Consider the following 19,170-nt stretch of genomic DNA (forward strand, 5'->3'; position numbering starts at 1 on the left):
GTCGATGACTCTCGAACAGACTTTACCGATCTGCATTGCCGGCGACTGGCGCCTGGGGCGCGGCGAGCGCTACGCCACCTGCTACCCCGCCACCGGCGAGGCCGTCGCCTGGCTCAACGCCGCCAGTGTCGACGACGTCGAAGACGCTGTACAAGGTGCGCACCAGGCGTTTTTGCACAGCGGCTGGGCCCAGCGCAAACCCCACGAGCGCGCCAGCGTGCTGTACCGCATCGCCGAACTGATCCGCGCACGCAGTGAAGAACTGGCGCAATTGCAGCGCCAGGACAACGGCAAACCGATCAACGAAACCCGGGCGCTGGTGGCCAGCGCGGCCGGCACCTTCCAGTTCTTCGCCGCGGCCTGTGAAACCCTCGAGGAAACCATCACCCCGTCCCGTGGTGACTTCGTCAGCATGAGCGTCTACGAGCCGATGGGCGTGATCGCCGCGATCACTCCGTGGAACTCGCCGATTGCCAGCGAAGCGCAGAAGGTCGCGCCAGCCCTGGCGGCGGGCAACGCGGTGGTGATCAAGCCGGCGGAAATCACCCCGCTGCTGGCCTTGCAACTGGCGCGCATCTGCGAAGAGGCCGGGCTGCCGAAAGGCTTGCTCAGTGTGTTGCCGGGCAAGGGTGCGCTGCTCGGTGATGCCTTGACGCGTCACCCGCTGGTCAAGCGCGTGTCGTTCACCGGCGGCACCAGAACCGGCAAACACATTGCCCATATCGCCGCCGACAAGATGATGCCGGTGTCACTGGAACTGGGCGGCAAATCGCCGACCATCGTCCTCGATGATGCCGACCTCGACCACGCGGTGGCCGGTGTGCTGTACGGCATCTTCAGTTCGTCGGGCGAAGCCTGCATCGCCGGCTCACGGTTGTTTGTCGCCCGGGCGCTGTACGAACCGTTCATGGCGCGCCTGGTGGCTGCTGCCGCCGAACTGCGCGTCGGTGATCCGGCCGATGAACGCACGCAGATGGGCCCGTTGATCAGCGCCGGCCACCGCGAGTCGGTGGAGCGTTATGTTGCTCTTGGGATCGCCGAAGGTGGACGCCTGCTGCTCGGTGGCGAGCGTCCGAGCGGTGGCGTGTACGACCAGGGTTATTACTACCCGCCGACCATCCTCGAAGGCTTGAACAACAGCCAGCAGGTGTGCCAGGAAGAGATCTTCGGCCCGGTGCTGGTGGCCATGCCGTTCGATGACGAAGCGCAATTGCTCGAACAGGCCAACGACAGCCTGTATGCGCTCGCCGCCGGCATCTGGACCCGCGATTACAAGCGCGCCTGGGCCCTGGGTCGAAAAATCCAGGCCGGTACGGTGTGGATCAACACCTACAAGCAGTTCTCGATTTCCACCCCGTTCGGTGGCTGGCGCGACAGCGGTTTGGGCCGGGAAAAAGGCCGCCTCGGCATCCTGCAGTACATGGAACAGAAGAGCCTCTATTGGGGCATGAATCAACAGCCATTGGCCTGGGCCGGTGTGCAAACGGAGGGTGGGTTATGAGCGTTCTAGGTATCGATGAAGTCACCTACGGCGTCGAGGACCTCGCGACCAGCGTGCGGTTCTTCAGCGACTGGGGCTTGAACAAGGTCAGCGAGCAGCCTGACGAGGTGATTTTCGAAACCCTCAACGGTTGCCGCGTAGTGCTCGCCGACATCAACAAGGCTGGTTTGCCGCCGGCGATCGAAGCCGGTTCGACCGTGCGCGAAGTGGTCTGGGGCGTCGAAAGCGCGGCGGACCTGAAGCTGTACAGCGAGCGCATCGCCAACGATCCCGGCTTCATCGAAGCTGACGGGCGCATCGGTTGCACCGACCCCAATGGCCTGGCGATCCGCCTGCAGGTGACGCGCAAGCGGGAACTGCAGATCGAGTGCAGCGGCCACAACACCTGGCAAACCAAAGGCCGGATCAACAAGGCCGCGCCGATCTACGACCACGCCACGCCGATCGAAGTCGGGCACGTGGTGTTCTTCGTCAAGGACGTCAATGCCTGCGAAGCCTTCTACCACGAGCGTTTCGGCTTCCAGGCCTCGGACCGCTATCCGGACCGCGGCGCGTTCCTGCGCACCGCCGAAGAAGGCGGGCATCACGACCTGTTCATGCTGCAACTGCCCGCCCCTCGCGCCGGCCTGAACCACGTCGCCTTCACCGTGCGCGATGTACACGAAGTGTTCGGCGGCGGCATGCACATTTCCCGCCGCGGCTGGGCCACGGAAATCGGCCCCGGCCGGCACCCGGTGTCGTCGGCGTTCTTCTGGTACTTCAAGAACCCGGCCGGCGCGCTGGTCGAGTACTACGCCGACGAAGACCAACTGACCGGCGAATGGCAGCCACGCACCTTCGAACCCGGCCCCACGGTATTCGCCGAATGGGCGATCGCCGGCGGCATCGATGGCAATACCCGGCGCCAGCAACATGTCGAAGCGCCCCAGGGCAAGTTCCTTACCGACAAGCCGAAATCCTGAGCAGGAGTTGCCCATGTCTTCACTCAATATTGCGATTGCCGGTGCCGGTATCGGTGGCCTGACCGCCGCCATTGCCCTGGTCCGTGCCGGGCATAACGTCACCGTATTCGAACAGTCGAAAGCCTTTTTGCGGGTCGGTGCCGACATCAATCTGACGCCGAACGCCGTGCGTGCCCTGGATGGTTTAGGGGTCGGCGCTGCGGTGCGTATTCCTGCCGCTCGCCCCACGCACCGGATCAGCCGGATGTGGGACAGCGGCGAGGAAACCTCGCGCCTGGAAATGTCCGATGCCGCCGAACAGAAATACGGTGCGCCGCAGCTGACCATCCACCGCGCCGATCTGCTGACCGCGCTGGCGGACGTCTTCCCGCAGGAGCAGGTGAAGTTTGGCAAACGCGCCGAGCGCGTCGTGCAAACCGCCGACGGCATCGAGTTGCACTTCAAGGATGGCAGCCGCCACGTCACCGACCTGTTGATCGGCGCCGACGGCATCCATTCGGTGGTGCGTAATGCGCTGTTCGGTGACGAGCAACCGCGCTTTACCGGGGTGGTTGCCTACCGTGCCGTCGTACCTGCCGAAAGCGTGGCTCATGTGCCGAATATCCAGGCGTTCACCAAATGGTGGGGCCCTACCCCCGAAAGCCAGATCGTGACCTTTCCGCTGAACCAGGGCCGGGACATCTTCATTTTCGCCACCACCGCCCAGGACAGCTGGCATGAAGAGTCCTGGACCAGCGCCGGCGATGTCGACGAGTTGCGCAGCCACTATCAGGACTTCCATCCGGATGCCCGCGCCCTGCTCGATGCGTGCAACGAGGTGCTCAAGACCGCGTTGTATGAACGCGACCCGCTGCCGTTCTGGTCCAAAGGCGCGATGACCCTGCTGGGCGATGCCTGCCACCCGATGATGCCGTTCATGGCGCAAGGTGCCGGCCAGGCGATCGAGGATGCGGTGGTGCTCGCTCGCCATTTGCAAGACCTGACCGGCACCGCGCAGATCGCCGATGCCCTGCAGGCTTATCAGCAGGCGCGACTGCAACGTACCAGCCAGATCCAGATCGGCTCGCGCGGCAACCAATGGCTCAAGGAAGGCGGCAACGCCGACTGGGTGTATGGCTACGACGCCTGGGCCGTGCCGACATCAGACGCGGCCTGAACCGGGACACGAACATGAGCGAAGCCCTGCGTTTGCCGCCGAGCCTTCTGCCGAGCCTGCTGCCGACAACCAACGTCGAGCTCGAACGCTCGGCCTGGGGCGTGTTCAGCAGCGCAGTGTTCCCGACATACGACTTTATTCCCGTGCGCGAAATGATCCGCGAACGGGTATGCAATGGAGGTCAATGAGATGAGCAATACCGAACCCTACCTGCAGCCCCATCAGGCTCGCAAACGGCCCAACACCCAGTTCGAAGAGTTGCTCGGCGACTCCATCGAACGCGCGTTCGGCCATGGCGTGACCGAGCTGCCCGACCTGCTCGCGCACCTGAACCTGGCCGGGCCGCCCTGCCCGCTGACCACCGGCGAGTGGACTGCGGATGCCTATAAAACCCTGATGGCTCGGCTGGGCGAATGACCCGCCGGAGGACAATAAGAAATGAACATGAATACAACCGTCGATCCTGTTGAAAACCTCTTGGCCAACGGCTTGAAGAACCTTTGGTTCCCGGTGCTGCCGTCCGATCAGCTGGGTGAAAAACCGCTGTCGATCCGTCGCCTGGGCTACAAGATTGCCCTGTGGCGCGACAATGACGGCAGCGTGCATGCCCTGGAAGATCACTGCCCGCATCGCGGCGCGCCGTTGTCCCAGGGCCCGGTGCTGGGTGACCGCCTGCAATGCCCTTATCACGGCGTCGAAGTGCGCTGCGATGGCACCGTGACCAAAGTCCCCGGCAGCCCGGGTTGCAAACTCGAAGGCAGCCGCCCGACGCGGATGTTCCACACCCGTGAAGCCGCGGGCGCGATCTTCCTCTACAACGCCGCCGACCCACACGAGGACAGCCCGCCGGAACTGGTGCTGCCCGAGCAACTGACCTCCCCGCAGTGGAGCAGCTTCCTGTGTTATGCCGAGTGGAAAGGCGATTACCGCTACGTCATCGACAACGTCATGGACCCGATGCACGGCACCTACCTGCACAAGATGTCGCACTCCATGAGCGAAGGCGAAGCCACGGCCAAGTTCGTCACCCGCGACACCGACCACGGTTTCTTCTTCGAGAAGGAAGGCCAGCGCGGGGTGAATTTCGACTGGACCGAATTCATGGACAATACCTGCCACTGGCTGCGCCTGGAAATTCCGTACCCGAAAACCGGCGGTCCCGGTGGCAACTTCACCATCATCGGCAGCTACACGCCGAGCAGCCGTGCCTTGTCGGCGGTGTTCCACTGGCGTTGCCGCCCGCTGACCGGCTGGCAGCGTGACACCTGGCGCTTCCTCTACAAGAACCGTCTGGAAGCCCGCCACTGGGCGGTGCTGGAACAGGATCGGGTGCTGCTCGAGTTCATGGAACCGGACGCCAACCAGCGGGAGAACCTGTACCAGCACGACCTCGGCGTGGTGCGCCTGCGCCGCTACCTGAAAAATGCAGCCAAGGCCCAGCTGGAGCTGATCGACGCGAAGCAGTTGCCATGAACGTGTCCAATTCCTCCCCCCTCACCGCGCTCGTGCACACCCTGCGCTACGAAGCCGAAGGCATCATCAGCGTCGAATTGCGGCCGTATGGCGACACCGTCTTCCCTCCGTTCGAAGCCGGCTCGCACATAGACCTGCACCTGCCCAACGGGCTGGTGCGCAGCTACTCGCTGCTCAATTCGCCGAGCGATCGCGGCCGTTACGTGGTCGGCATCCTGCGCGATCGCAACAGCCGTGGCGGCTCGGAATTCGTGCATGGGCAATTGCGGGTCGGCATGCAACTGCCGATCTCGTCGCCGCGCAATAACTTCCAGCTCGACCTCAACGCCAGGCACAGCGTGCTGGTGGCCGGTGGCATCGGCATCACGCCGATCTACTGCATGTTCCGCCAACTGCTGGCCCTGGGAAAATCCGCCGAGCTGATCTACTGCGCCCGTTCCCGGCAGGAAGCCGCGCTGGTCGAAGAACTCAGCGGCCTGAGCGCCAAGGTGGTTTATCACTTCAACGATGAAAAAGGCATGCCGCCCGACTTGAGCGCCTACCTGGCGGGCCAGCCGGCTGACACGCATTTCTATTGCTGCGGTCCGACGCCGATGCTCGATGCTTTCGAAAGCACCTGCGAAGGCCTCGGTTATCCCCACGCGCATATCGAGCGCTTCACCGCAGCGGAGTTGCCACCGTCTGAAGATGCGCAGAGCAGTTACAGCGTCGAACTGAAAAAAACCGGCAAGACCCTGTCGATCGAGCCAGGCTTGAGTTTGCTCGACGTATTGCTCGAGGCGGGTTGCGACATTGAATACAGCTGTCGCGAAGGAGTCTGCGGTTCGTGCGAAACCCGGGTCCTGGAAGGTGAAGTCGATCATCGGGATGGCGTGCTGACCAAGGCCGAGCGTGCGGCGAATAAATCGATGATGGTGTGTGTATCGGGTTGCAAGAGTCGGCGGTTGGTTCTCGACTTATAACCGCTGTTCTATTTCATCCATTGAACAGGCCGACACTTTTGTCGGCCTTTTTTATGCGAGTCCACTGGTTTGGACGCCACCTCATTATCCAGCATGGGCACGGTCCCCCTGTAGGAGCTGGCTTGCCAGCGAAAGCGGCGGCACATTCAATATCAATGGCGACTGACACACCGCATTCGCTGGCAAGCCAGCTCCTACAGGGGATCAGTGCCATGTTCGGATTGAAGGCTGGCGCAAGACCTGTAGGAGCCAGCTTGCTGGCGATGATCGTTAACGATAACGCGTGAGATCTGGTTAAACGCGGCGCACTTGAGTCCATCGCCAGCAAGCTGGCTCCTACAGGGTATTGCGTCATCTGTGTTTCCTCGTGAAAGGCCTTTTTGTAGGCGAGTCGAGTAAGTGCGCACACATAACGTGCAGTTTCGTTACTCCTTGAAGCCCTCGTTTCACGGGCAATACAAGGAAATGCGTTTCCCATATAAACAATTGTTTTTACTGGATTTTATTCGGCAAAGAAGCACCGCCCAACAGTGGCATGGTTTCTGCTCTATTCCCCTCAAGTTCATAGGTCAGACGCCGTATCACCTACGAAACAGCAAAAAACAACAACGCACTCCAATACCGCAACACCCAAAGTCACTCGCCCATTGCCACTTTCAAGGCAAGCGGAAAAGTGTTGCCGGTCACTTTGTAGCGCCCACTATTGCAGGGGAAGTGAGCATGAAGAATTACGTGATATGTCTCGGGCTGATGATGACCAGCTGCGTCAGTTTCGCCGGCGAACCCGGCCCTGCCGCGCCCGTGACCTCGACCACCGGTAAAAAGCCGTTCCCGCATATCGCCTGGCGCAGCGACGATGGCCAGAGCAGCCTGGACATCGGCGGCGCCTTGCGCACCAACTACCGCGACGAGCATTGGGACACCACCGAAAACAATGGCCGCTTGCTGTTCGACACCTTCCGCATCGACGTGCAGGCGACTTACCAGAACTTGTTCAGCGATGTCGGCTACTGGTTTCAGGACGACGGCAAACGCTCCATCGATCGCGGCTTCGTCGGCTACCGTTTCAACAGCAATTCGAACCTGCAACTGGGCGCGCCGTTCAAGCCGTTCGGCCTGGAACCCTACCCGCAATTCGGCTGGAGTTATCACCTGCCGTTCTTCATGGGCTATGGCGTCAGCGCCGGTTCGGGTTTGAAGTACAGCTACAAGGACAAGGACTGGGATCTGCAACTGGGGTATTTCCCGCGCATGATGCCGTCGGACATTCGCTACTCGCCGGAAGTCGGCCGCTACGCCGACCTCAAGGACAACGCGATCCCCTTCACCCAGTCGCGCCAGGACAACGAGAAGCACAACCAGATCAATGCCCGCGTCGCGCGGACCTTTGTCAACGACGGCTGGAAAGCCGAGGTCGGGGCCTCGGTGGCCGCGGCCCAGCTGTACAACGCCACCACCCGGGACGACGGTGATTACTGGGCCGCTGGCATTCACGCCGTGATCAATGCCGGCCAATGGACCGTCAGCACCCAGGGCATCCGGTACGAGTACGACCCGAAAAATCCCGCCGGCGTCAGCAACGACTCGGTGTTGATGGGCGGCAACGGCCTGACGCCCGCGTACCTGATTGCCTCCAAGGCAACCATTGCTTCGCTGAACATCGGCTATGACATTGCGACGCCGAAGCTGGGGCAGTTGAAGAAGATCAAGCTGTACAACGACTACAGCCGCATGATGAAAGACCAGAGCGGTTGGGACGACTCGCAGATGTACACCGTCGGCGCGCAATTCCTGGCGATGCCGATCATGGCGTGGGTCGACCTGACCTGGGCGAAAAACGCCAACCCCTACGGCGGCGCGGAAAACGGTAGCGGCTTCACTAACACAAGCTCGATCGGCAGCAACGAGTGGTACTACCGGACCAACATCAACATCGGCTACTACTTCTGAGGGGTGTTGCCCTCTCCCCCGCGGGAGAGGGCAACCGCCAGGCTCAGGTGTGATGGATTTCCCGATCCTTGGTTTCCGGCAGGAAGAAGATACCCAGGATGGCCGTCATCACCGCGATGATGATCGGGTACCACAGCCCGTAGTAGATATCACCCGTGGCTGCGACCATCGCGAACGCTACCGTCGGCAGGAAGCCGCCGAACCAGCCGTTGCCGATGTGGTACGGCAGCGACATCGAGGTGTAGCGGATGCGCGCCGGGAACAGTTCCACCAGCCAGGCGGCGATCGGGCCGTAGACCATGGTCACGTAGATCACCAGGATGGTCAGGAGCAGCAGCACCATTGGGTAGTTGGTCTTGGCCGGGTCGGCCTTCTCGGGGTAGCCGGCTTCCTTGAGCGAAGCACCGAGGGTCGCGACGAACGCATCGTTTTTGGCCTTGAAATCGGCGGCCGGCATGCCGGTGCCCTCGAAGCTCTGGATGACTTTTTCGCCGATGCGCACCTGCGCCACGGTGCCAGGTTCGGCCTTCACGTTCTGATAGGGGATGGCCCGCTTGGCCAGCACGGTCTTGGCCAGGTCGCAGGAGCTGGTGAATTTGGCCTTGCCCACCGGGTCGAACTGGAACGAGCACTGGTCGGGATCGGCGATCACCGTGACCGGGTTCTTCGCCTGCGCGGCGAACACGTCGGGGTTACCGTACTGGGTCAACCCATGGAAGATCGGGAAGTAGGTCAGCGCCGCGAGGATGCAGCCGGCCATGATGATGCCCTTGCGGCCGATGCGGTCGGACAGGCTGCCGAAGATGACGAAGAACGGCGTACCGATCAGCAGCGAACCGGCGATCAGCAGGTTGGCGGTCTGCGGGTCGATCTTCAGCGTCTGCAGCAGGAAGAACAGCGCGTAGAACTGCCCGGTGTACCAGACCACGGCCTGGCCGGCAGTGCCGCCGAGCAGCGCCATGATGACGATCTTGAGGTTGTCCCAGCGGGCGAAGGATTCGGTCAGCGGCGCCTTGGAAGCCTTGCCTTCAGCCTTCATTTTCAGGAACACCGGCGACTCGCTGAGTTGCAGGCGGATGTACACCGAGACGATCAGCAGCAGGATCGACAGCAGGAACGGAATCCGCCAGCCCCAGGCCTCGAAGGCTTCGGTGCCGAGGATGGTGCGACAGGCGAGGATCACCAGCAGCGACAGGAACAGGCCGAGGGTCGCGGTGGTTTGAATCCACGAAGTGAAGTAGCCGCGCTTGCCCTTGGGCGCATGTTCGGCGACGTAGGTCGCCGCACCGCCGTACTCACCGCCCAGGGCCAGGCCTTGCAACAGGCGCAGGGTGATCAGGATGATCGGCGCTGCGACGCCGATGGTCGCATAGCCGGGCAGGAAGCCGACGATGGCCGTGGAGATACCCATGATCACGATGGTGATGAGGAAGGTGTGCTTGCGCCCGATCATGTCCCCCAGGCGGCCGAACACGATGGCGCCGAAGGGGCGTACGGCGAAGCCCGCGGCGAACGCGAGGAGCGCGAAGATGAACGAGGTTGTCTCGTTGACCCCGGCGAAGAAATGCTTGGCGATGATCGCGGCAAGCGAGCCGTAAAGGTAAAAGTCGTACCACTCGAACACGGTGCCCAGGGACGAGGCAAAGATGACTTTGCGCTCCTCCTTGGTAAGCCCGTGGTGGGGGGCGCTGCGCGCCGTTGTATTGTCGATTGCGGGCATAAGTCTTCTCCGTCTTTGTTGTTATTTACAGGCCGGAGTACCCCACTACCTTCTTGCCGCACCCTGGCCCTGGGGCTGATTTTCATCGGATTACGGATTGCGCAAAGCATGCACACAGGTTGACGGCCTCGCATTGCTGCAAGGCTTCCTGAAGCATAATCGGCTTCGTGCAGATATCCACTCGCCGGCGACAGTTACTTGCGCGACCTCGACCCTTTGCGGCCAGACACCCACACGGGCGGTCGAAGCGTTTCACCGATCCCCGTGCTTGGTGTTAAATAGGACGCTCAGGGTGTCAGCCCGGCCCTGTTGCGTAAATGCACTGCCTAGAGAACCGTTATGAGCCCGCATTTTAAGAACATTGATGTCCTTGCCTCCAGGCCCCAGCCTGATGAAAACACTCACCGTGTCGCCCCTGCGCAGTCGGCGGTAACCCCATGATCGAGGTCACCGAAGTCTCCATTGCCGAACTGCGTGCGGCGCTCGAATCCGGCCGGACCACCGCGGTCGAGCTGGTCCAGGCCTATCTGGCCCGGGTCGATGCCTATGACGGCCCCGCCACCCCCACCGCCCTCAACGCGATGGTGGTGCGCAACCCCGATGCACTCGAGGAGGCCCGGGCGTCCGATGCCCGGCGGGCCAAAGGCGAGACCCTGGGTCCGCTCGATGGCATCCCCTATACGGCCAAGGACAGTTATCTGGTCAAGGGGCTGACCGCCGCCTCGGGCAGTCCGGCATTTGCCAACCTGGTCGCTTATCGCGATGCGTTCACCATTGAACGGCTGCGCGGCGCGGGTGCGATCTGCCTGGGCAAGACCAATATGCCGCCCATGGCCAACGGCGGCATGCAGCGCGGGGTCTATGGTCGCGCGGAAAGCCCGTACAACGCCGACTATCTCACCGCCCCGTTCGCCTCGGGCTCATCGAATGGCGCCGGGACTGCCACCGCCGCCAGTTTCGCCGCCTTCGGCCTGGCTGAAGAGACCTGGTCGAGCGGACGCGGGCCTGCGTCGAACAATGGCCTGTGTGCCTACACGCCGTCGCGCGGGGTGATCTCGGTGCGCGGCAACTGGCCGTTGACCCCGACCATGGACGTGGTGGTGCCGTTTGCCCGCACCATGACCGACCTGCTCGAGGTGCTCGACGTGGTGGTCGCGGAGGATCCCGACACCCGCGGCGATCTGTGGCGGATGCAACCCTGGGTGCCGATTCCGAGTGTCGCCTCGGTGCGCCCGGCCTCCTATGCATCGCTTGCGGCGAATAGCGTTGCGCTGGCCGGAAAACGCTTTGGCGTGCCGCGCATGTACATCAACGCCGATCCCGAAGCCGGTACCGCGGATGCGCCGGGTATCGGCGGGCCGACCGGGCAGCGGATCAACACCCGGGCCTCGGTGATCGGTCTCTGGGAAGAGGCGCGCCAGGCACTCGAGGCCGCAGGCGCCGAAGTGCTCGAGGTCGATTTCCCGATGGTCTCCAATTGCGAGGGTGATCGTCCGGGCGCACCGACGGTGTTTACCCGGGGGCTGGTGTCCAAGGAGTTCCTGCATCATGAGTTGTGGGACCTGACGGCCTGGGCGTTCGATGATTTTCTGCAAGCCAACGGCGATCCCGACCTGAATCGCCTGGTGGATGTCGACGGGCCGCTGATTTTCCCCCACGACCCGGGGACCTTGCCCAACCGCGAAGGCGACCTGGTTGCGGGCATGGACGAGTATGTGCGGATGGCCGAGCGCGGCATTACCCCCTGGGACCAGATCTCCACCGTGCCGGATGGACTGCGCGGGCTGGAACAGACCCGTCGAATCGACCTGGAGGACTGGATGGATCGGCTGGGGCTCGATGCGGTGATCTTCCCGACGGTAGCCGACGTCGCGCCGGCGAATGCCGACGTCGACCCGCAGTCTGCGGATATCGCCTGGAGTAACGGCATCTGGGTCGCCAACGGCAACCTCGCCATCCGCCACCTGGGTGTGCCCACGGTCACGGTGCCGATGGGGATCATGCCCGACATCGGCATGCCGGTCGGGCTGACGTTTGCCGGTCGTGCGTATGACGATTCGACGTTGTTGCGTTTGGCTGCGGCGTTTGAGTCGACGGGAACCAAGCGCATGATTCCGCCTCGGACGCCGCCATTGGCCCGTGGCGAAAAATAGCAGCGGTGTGTTGGCTTGCCCCTGTCCAGGGCATTACACCGATCACCTGTAGGAGCTGGCTTGCCAGCGAAGGCGTCCGTTCAGCGAAAAATTAGTCGACTGACCCACCGCTTTCGCTGGCAAGCCAGCTCCTACAGGTGATCGGTATGCTTCACACATGCCAGGGTCGACCGACCCACCGCTTTCGCTGCGGTGCGGCGATCCGACAAGCCTGCTCCTACCGTGTGATCTGTCCGCTCCCTCCCGTTTTCAAGCCGCCGCCACCCGCTCACTGCAATTACTCACCTCAAATTGCCCCACCAGTTTTTGCAGTTTGTTGGCATTGAGCCTCACGGTTTCGGCGCTGCTCTGCAGCACTACCACCGTCTGGCGCATCTCGGTGGAAGACTGGTCGACCTGCCGGATCGTCTTGCCATAATCGAGGCTGTGCTTGTTGAGCTGCTGAATGATCGCAAACATGCTTTCCACGGCTTGATGCAACTGCACGTTTTCCGAGGAGGCATCTTCGGCCAGGCGCAGGCTGTTATCGACGTCCTTGACCCCCGCCTCCATGAAGCTCACGGCTTTTTGCGTTTCGCCCTGCAGGCCTTCGACCATCTGCCGGATATCGTCGGCCGCCCGTGACGTGCGTGAGGCCAGGCTGCGTACCTCATCGGCCACCACCGCAAAGCCGCGCCCATGCTCGCCCGCGCGCGCCGCCTCGATGGCGGCATTCAAGGCCAGCAGATTGGTTTGGTTGGTGATGTCGCTGATCAGGCTGGTGATGTTGCCGATTTGCGTCATCCGGCTGTCGAGCAACTGCACGCTTGAAGATGAACGCTCGACCACATCGCGAATCGACTGGGTGCCGGCCTGCACCGCGAGAAACTGTTCACGGGCACGGGTGACGACTTCGTCCATCACCTGCTTCATCTGCTCGGCGCTGGCCGAGGCTTGCTGGATCTCGCCCAACTGGTCTTCCACGATAATCATCATGTGACGCACCGCTTCGGCCACCTCGGCGGAGGTGATGCCGGCTTCCTGGCTGCGGCCGAGCATCATCTGATTGGTGGTGCCGACGTTGCGACTGGCCTTCACCACTTGCCCGACCACCGAGTCAAGGTGGTCGATGAAACTGTTGATCCAGCGCCCCATGTCACCGGTCTCATCGTTGGCCATGGTCGCGGGGTCCAGGCGCTGACGCAGGTTGCCCTCGCCCTCGGCGATGGTCCTGATCACACTCGTCATCCCGTCCAGCCGGGCCGCCAGTCGCTTGGGCCCCAGCTGACTGAACAGCAGCGTGGCGCCGACCATGCTCACCACTTCGACGGCATCGATCAGGCCCTGGGCCAGGCCACTGTAGTGCTGGACCAGGTAATTGCAGGCAAACAGGCCGGTCATGGTCGCCAGATAAGGCTTCATCAGGCCATGGCTGAGCGAGCGTCGGCGGTACACCTCCTCCAGGTCGGCCTCACACATCATGCCCCAGCGGTCAGGGGAGCCTGGCAACTGGAAGGTGACGCCCTTGCCGACCACGGGCACGTGCCGGTAATCCGAATAACCGGGATAGGTCACGAACAGGTTGGAGCCCTTGCGGATGGTCTCGCGTACTCCCGGGTGCAGTTGCTGGGTCGCCGGGTCGGTAAAGCGCAGTTCCAGCTCGGTGTGGCGCTGGATCTGCACGGTCTTCCACGGCGTGTGTACGCCGCTCTTGAGGTTTTCACCGTGGGTAAAGGTGCCGTCCTCGAAACGTGAGCGCGACAAGGCGGTCCCCGGTTGGATGGCGGGATCGAATCGTGACTGCGCCATGAACAGGTAGTTGTCGCCGGACTCGGCAAAAATGTGCCCGGCCTCGCGCTGGATCAGGTCGCCCAGCACATCGTTGGGCACGCGACCACAGAGACAGCCAACGACCTTTCCCTCGGCCTTCAGCGGCTGATAGAACATCAAGGTGACTTCATCGTGGAAGCGTGAAGACGATGGACCGATGGGCAAGGTCAGTGGATCGCAGTAAGGCCCCTGGAGAAACGGCGCCTTCAAACCTTCGGCCAATGCGCGAGTGTGCTCGACCCGGGTATTGACCCGTCGGCTCCAAGTCGAGGCGATGACGCGGCCGGCAGTATCAACCACAAACAACTCGGAAAAATCTTCCGCCTGGCGCAGCTTGTCCATCAACGGAGCGCTGTCGAGACAGGCGAAATCACGGCCGAGATGGTCTGCCAGTTCAGCCAGGTGTTCCCACTGCTCGCGGGTCCAGTTGTGCAGCAACTGCACGCGGGTTTCAGCGATGGCTTCGAAGGTTTGTTCGATCACCGGGTACGCCGACCGATTGAGCCGGCACGACCAGCCCATGGCGATTTTTCCGGTTTTGCCGAACCAGGGTAACCAGCTTTTCTCGCTTGGGGATAACGCCATGGCATTACTTGATAGCGACATTCAATTCACCCGCTGCGACACTCAGATGGCAAATTGATAGCAAATACCAGGCCAATTCGTAAGCAGGCTAATCATTGTGCCGACGCGCAGACAGGCGTTGTTTTTTGGCGCCGATGCGCAGGACGGCGGGATGCCCGGCCCATGCTTCAACTCAGTGCGTCAACCGCCATACGCTCCAGAAAGGCGCTGATCTAGCTGCGAACCCAATAACCCGGGCGGCCGTAGACCTCCTTGAGAAAGGCGATAAAGAACCGCACCTTGGCCGGCAGGTAATGTTGCTGGGGGTACACGCCCTGGATGTCGTAGCTGGGCAAGGCGAACTCATCGAGCACTGTGATGAGTTCGCCGCTGAGCAGCTCGCTCTGGATTTCCCAGACCGAACGCCAGCAAATGCCCAGGCCGCGCTTGGCCCAGTCAAACAGCAGTTCGCCATCGTTGCAGTACAGATTGCCGGCCACTTTGACCGCTACCTGCCGGCCGTCTTTCTGGAAGGTCCAGCCCCGGTGTTGCCCGCCCTGCAGGCTGAACGCCAGACAGTTGTGCTGAGCCAGATCGTCGAGGGTGTTCGGGGTGCCGTGGGTGGCAAAGTAACCCGGTGCACCGCAGACCACCCGCCGGTTGGCGGCCAGGGTGATCGCCACGTAATTGGGGTCGAGCACTTCACCAATGCGAATGCTCATGTCGTAGCCCTCACGCACCAGGTCGATGACGTTGTCGGTCAGGTCGAGGGACAGCTTGAGATCCGGAAACCGCGCCTGGAATTCCGGCGCATGCGGGGCCACATGCCGTCGGCCGAAGCCGGCCGGCGCGGTGATCATCAGGTGGCCGCGCACCGCGCCGCGGTTCTCGCCGATGCTCGCATCAATCTCGTCGAACGACTGCAGCAAGACCTTGGCCTGCTCCAGGTAGGCCTCGCCCAATTCGGTGAGCGTCAGCCCGCGGGTTGAACGATGGATCAGCTTGACCCCGAGTCGCTGCTCCAGGGCGGTCAGGCGCCGCCCCATGATCACCGGCGTCACGCCATCGGCCAGGGCCGCGGCCGCAAAGCTGCCACGGGACGCTACGAGCACGTAGCTGCGTAATTCCGTGTAACGATCCATTCGATACTCCTGATACCGACAGAAACGATAAAAGATCCAATTCACAAAAGAGGCTAACAAATGGAGGCTATCGATGTACAAAAAATATCGAATCCAGGAGAGCCCCCAATGCCCCTCATGAAAGCTATCGAAGCCGCCGTTCTGGTGATGCGCCGCGAAGGCATCGACACCGCCTTCGGCATTCCCGGCGCGGCGATCAATCCGCTGTATGCCGCGCTCAAGGCATTGGGCGGCATCGATCACGTGCTGGCCCGTCACGTCGAAGGCGCGTCGCACATGGCCGAGGGCTACACCCGCGCCGTGGCCGGCAACATCGGCGTGTGCATTGGCACCTCGGGCCCGGCCGGTACCGACATGATCACCGGCCTGTATTCGGCGTCCGCCGATTCGATACCGATCCTCTGCATCACCGGCCAGGCCCCGCGGGCCCGCCTGCACAAGGAAGACTTCCAGGCCGTGGATATTTCCCGGATTGCCGCGCCGGTGTGCAAATGGGCCACGACCGTGCTGGAACCTGGCCAGGTTCCCTATGTTTTCCAGAAGGCCTTCCAGATCATGCGCAGTGACCGTCCGGGTCCGGTCCTGATCGACTTGCCCTTCGACGTGCAGATGGCCGAGATCGAGTTCGACATCGACGCCTATGAACCCCTGCCCGTGATCAAGCCCAAAGCCAGTCGCCAGCAGGCGGAAAAAGCCATGGCCCTGCTCAATCAGGCCGAGCGTCCGCTGATCGTCGCCGGGGGCGGCATCATCAACGCCGATGCGTCGGCACTGCTGGTGGAGTTCGCCGAACTGACCGGTATTCCGGTGATTCCGACCCTGATGGGCTGGGGTTGCATTCCCGATGACCACCCGCAAATGGCGGGTATGGTCGGCCTGCAGACGTCCCACCGCTACGGCAACGCGACGATGCTTGAATCGGACGTGGTGATCGGCATCGGCAATCGCTGGGCCAACCGGCATACCGGCTCGATCCCGGTGTACACCGAGGGGCGCCGGTTCATTCACATCGACATCGAGCCGACTCAGATCGGCCGGGTGTTGATGCCGGAACTGGGCATCGTTTCGGATGCCGGCAGCGCCCTGCTCATGCTGCTGGAAGTCGCCCGTGAATGGCATACGGCCGGTCGCCTGAAAAACTTCGCCACCTGGCTGGGCAGTTGCCAGGAACGCAAAGCCCGTCTGCAACGCAAGACCCATTTCGACAACATGCCGATCAAGCCGCAGCGGGTGTACGAGGAGATGAATCGCTTTTTCGGCCAGGACACCTGCTACATCAGCACCATCGGCCTGTCACAGATCGCCGGCGCGCAGTTTCTTCACGTCTACAAGCCCCGCCACTGGATCAATTGCGGCCAGGCCGGGCCATTGGGCTGGACGATTCCGGCGGCACTGGGCGTGGTCAAGGCCGATCCGCAGCGCCAGGTCGTGGCGCTGTCCGGCGACTACGACTTCCAGTTCATGATTGAAGAGCTCGCGGTGGGCGCGCAGTTCAAGTTGCCCTACATTCATGTGGTGGTGAACAACTCCTACCTCGGGTTGATTCGCCAGTCCCAGCGGGGTTTCGACATGGACTATTGCGTGCAGCTGGCGTTCGACAATATCAATGCCCCGGAACTCGAAGGCTACGGCGTCGACCACGTCGCAGTCGCCGAAGGACTGGGCTGCAAGGCGCTGCGCGTGACCGATCCGGCGCATCTGCAGGCCGCCTTCGCCGAGGCCCGCGAGCTGATGGCCCAGTATCGCGTGCCGGTGGTGGTCGAAGTCATCCTGGAGCGTGTCACCAACATCGCCATGGGCACCGAGATCAACGCGATCAACGAATTCGAAGAATTGGCGCTGGTCCGCAACGATGCGCCAACGGCGATTTCGTTGCTCGATTAACTGCTGAACGCTCCCCTGTAGGAGCCGGCTTGCTGGCGAAAGCGGTGTATCAGTTGACATTGATGTGTCTGACACACCGCTTTCGCCAGCAAGCCGGCTCCTACAAGGGGGGACCTCACAAATTCAAGGGAGACCACCATGCCCCGTTTCGCAGCCAATCTATCCATGCTGTTCACCGAACAGGATTTTCTTGCCCGTTTCGAAGCGGCCGCCAAGGCCGGCTTCAGTGGCGTGGAATACCTGTTCCCTTACGAGTTCGGCTCAGCCGAGATCAAGGCCAGGCTCGACGCCAACGGCCTGACCCAGGTGCTGTTCAACCTGCCTGCCGGCGACTGGGGCCAGGGTGAACGCGGTATCGCCTGCCACCCCGACCGGGTCGAAGAGTTCCGTGCGGGCGTCGACCTGGCGATCGAATACGCCAAGGTCCTGGGTAATACCCAGGTCAACTGCCTGGCCGGCATCACCCCGGCGGATGCGGACGCGGCAACCGTGCGCCAGACCTTCGTCGACAACCTCAAGTACGCCAGCGCCAGGCTTGAAGCCGCGGGCATTCGCCTGGTCATGGAGATGATCAACACCCGTGACATCCCGCGCTTCTTCCTGAACACCACGGCACAGGCGCTGGAGATTCGCGAGCAGGTCGGCAGCGCCAATCTGTTCCTGCAATACGACATCTATCACATGCAAATCATGGAGGGCGATCTGGCCCGCACCCTCGAGGAGCAGCTGGCGCTGATCAACCACGTACAGCTGGCGGACAACCCCGGCCGCCATGAACCGGGGACTGGCGAGATCAACTATCGTTTCCTGTTCGAACACCTGGACCGTATCGGCTACAACGGCTGGATCGGCTGCGAATACAAACCGCTGACCACCACCGAAGCCGGCCTGGGCTGGCTGAAAACCCATAACGCGCTCTGACGCAATCCCCCTGTAGGCGCTGGCTTGCCAGCGAAGGCGGCCTCAAGCCTTGCAACGCTAATGCTGACGCCTTCGCCAGCAAGCCGGCTCCTACACAGGGGTTTGGCGTTAACCACCATTCACCTGTACGCAGGTGATCCCTGTAGGAGCTGGCTTGCCAGCGAAGGCGGCCTCAAGCCTTGCAGCGTCAATGCAGACGCCTTCGCCAGCAAGCCGGCTCCTACATAGGGGTTTGGCGTTAACCACCATTCACCTGTACGCAGGTGATCCCTGTAGGAGCTGGCTTGCCAGCGAAGGCGGCCTCAAGCCTTGCAGCGTCAATGCAGACGCCTTCGCCAGCAAGCCGGCTCCTACATAGGGGTTTGGCGTTAACCACCATTCACCTGTACGCAGGTGATCCCTGTAGGAGCTGGCTTGCCAGCGAAGGCGGCCTCAAGCCTTGCAACGCTAATGAAGACGCCTTCGCCAGCAAGCCGGCTCCTACACAGGGGTTTGGCGTTAACCACCATTCACCTGTACGCAGGTGATCCCTGTAGGAGCTGGCTTGCCAGCGAAGGCGGCCTCAAGCCTTGCAGCGTCAATGCAGACGCCTTCGCCAGCAAGCCGGCTCCTACATAGGGGTTTGGCGTTAACCACCATTCACCTGTACGCAGGTGATCCCTGTAGGAGCTGGCTTGCCAGCGAAGGCGGCCTCAAGCCTTGCAACGCTAATGAAGACGCCTTCGCCAGCAAGCCGGCTCCTACACAGGGGTTTGGCGTTAACCACCATTCACCTGTACGCAGGTGATCCCTGTAGGAGCTGGCTTGCCAGCGAAGGCGGCCTCAAGCCTTGCAGCGTCAATGCAGACGCCTTCGCCAGCAAGCCGGCTCCTACATAGGGGTTTGGCGTTAACCACCATTCACCTGTACGCAGGTGATCCCTGTAGGAGCTGGCTTGCCAGCGAAGGCGGCCTCAAGCCTTGCAACGCTAATG

General features: G+C 62.1%; 13 protein-coding genes and 1 pseudogene. 11 read left to right on the top strand and 3 right to left on the bottom strand.

Translation table 11 applies throughout. From position 1 onward, the window contains the following. The first annotated feature begins 4 nt into the window (after nucleotides 1-4). The 8 genes and pseudogenes from ELQ88_RS23000 (at nucleotide 5) to ELQ88_RS23035 (ending at nucleotide 8,004) form a co-directional block, all read left to right on the top strand. Nucleotides 5-1,501 carry an aldehyde dehydrogenase gene (locus tag ELQ88_RS23000; protein ID WP_138967985.1) on the top strand — a complete coding sequence of 499 codons (1,497 nt, stop codon included), beginning with the start codon at nucleotides 5-7 and terminating at the stop codon, nucleotides 1,499-1,501. Continuing rightward, nucleotides 1,498-2,463 (top strand): VOC family protein, encoded by a 966-nt coding sequence (locus ELQ88_RS23005; protein WP_138967987.1) that lies wholly within the window; start codon nucleotides 1,498-1,500, stop codon nucleotides 2,461-2,463. Before ELQ88_RS23000 ends, ELQ88_RS23005 begins: the two co-directional genes overlap by 4 nt. A 13-nt stretch (nucleotides 2,464-2,476) precedes the next feature. Beyond that, nucleotides 2,477-3,619 carry an FAD-dependent monooxygenase gene (locus tag ELQ88_RS23010; RefSeq protein ID WP_138967989.1) on the top strand — a complete coding sequence of 381 codons (1,143 nt, stop codon included), beginning with the start codon at nucleotides 2,477-2,479 and terminating at the stop codon, nucleotides 3,617-3,619. 26 nt (nucleotides 3,620-3,645) lie between these two features. Then, a pseudogene (locus ELQ88_RS34185) lies at nucleotides 3,646-3,807 on the top strand (hypothetical protein); the annotation flags it as partial. Between the two features lies 1 nt (nucleotide 3,808). Then, nucleotides 3,809-4,036 carry a recombinase-like helix-turn-helix domain-containing protein gene (locus tag ELQ88_RS23015; RefSeq protein WP_138967991.1) on the top strand — a complete coding sequence of 76 codons (228 nt, stop codon included), beginning with the start codon at nucleotides 3,809-3,811 and terminating at the stop codon, nucleotides 4,034-4,036. Nucleotides 4,037-4,057: 21 nt separating this feature from the next. Next, nucleotides 4,058-5,092, top strand: a complete 1,035-nt coding sequence (locus ELQ88_RS23020; RefSeq protein WP_138967993.1) for an aromatic ring-hydroxylating dioxygenase subunit alpha — start codon at nucleotides 4,058-4,060, stop codon at nucleotides 5,090-5,092. Nucleotides 5,093-5,094: 2 nt separating this feature from the next. Further along, on the top strand, nucleotides 5,095-6,054 hold the full coding sequence (locus tag ELQ88_RS23025; RefSeq protein WP_128871898.1) for a PDR/VanB family oxidoreductase: 960 nt from the start codon (nucleotides 5,095-5,097) through the stop codon (nucleotides 6,052-6,054). Nucleotides 6,055-6,774: 720 nt separating this feature from the next. Next, complete coding sequence (locus ELQ88_RS23035; RefSeq protein WP_138967997.1) at nucleotides 6,775-8,004, top strand: hypothetical protein; 1,230 nt, start codon at nucleotides 6,775-6,777, stop codon at nucleotides 8,002-8,004. Between the two features lie 43 nt (nucleotides 8,005-8,047). Here the strand turns inward: ELQ88_RS23035 and ELQ88_RS23040 are convergent, their stop codons facing one another. Continuing rightward, on the bottom strand, nucleotides 8,048-9,724 hold the full coding sequence (locus ELQ88_RS23040; protein ID WP_138967999.1) for an MFS transporter: 1,677 nt from the start codon (nucleotides 9,722-9,724) through the stop codon (nucleotides 8,048-8,050). A gap of 437 nt (nucleotides 9,725-10,161) precedes the next feature. On the opposite strand from ELQ88_RS23040, the gene ELQ88_RS23045 reads away from it, so the two are divergent. After that, nucleotides 10,162-11,877 carry an amidase gene (locus ELQ88_RS23045; RefSeq protein ID WP_138968001.1) on the top strand — a complete coding sequence of 572 codons (1,716 nt, stop codon included), beginning with the start codon at nucleotides 10,162-10,164 and terminating at the stop codon, nucleotides 11,875-11,877. 249 nt (nucleotides 11,878-12,126) lie between these two features. Here the strand turns inward: ELQ88_RS23045 and ELQ88_RS23050 are convergent, their stop codons facing one another. Beyond that, entirely contained in the window at nucleotides 12,127-14,292 is a 2,166-nt protein-coding gene (locus ELQ88_RS23050; RefSeq protein WP_138968003.1) for a methyl-accepting chemotaxis protein, read from the bottom strand. Nucleotides 14,293-14,483: 191 nt separating this feature from the next. After that, nucleotides 14,484-15,392, bottom strand: a complete 909-nt coding sequence (locus ELQ88_RS23055) for a LysR family transcriptional regulator (protein WP_128871890.1) — start codon at nucleotides 15,390-15,392, stop codon at nucleotides 14,484-14,486. Between the two features lie 108 nt (nucleotides 15,393-15,500). Between ELQ88_RS23055 and gcl the strand changes: the two genes are divergently transcribed. Next, nucleotides 15,501-17,276: a glyoxylate carboligase gene (gene gcl / locus ELQ88_RS23060; RefSeq protein WP_138968004.1), complete on the top strand. Its 1,776-nt coding sequence runs from the start codon at nucleotides 15,501-15,503 to the stop codon at nucleotides 17,274-17,276. Between the two features lie 138 nt (nucleotides 17,277-17,414). Then, nucleotides 17,415-18,197, top strand: a complete 783-nt coding sequence (hyi, locus tag ELQ88_RS23070) for a hydroxypyruvate isomerase (RefSeq protein ID WP_128871891.1) — start codon at nucleotides 17,415-17,417, stop codon at nucleotides 18,195-18,197. Nucleotides 18,198-19,170 lie beyond the last annotated feature (973 nt).

This window comes from Pseudomonas sp. MPC6 (assembly GCF_006094435.1).
In the GTDB taxonomy this organism is placed as follows: Bacteria; Pseudomonadota; Gammaproteobacteria; order Pseudomonadales; family Pseudomonadaceae; genus Aquipseudomonas.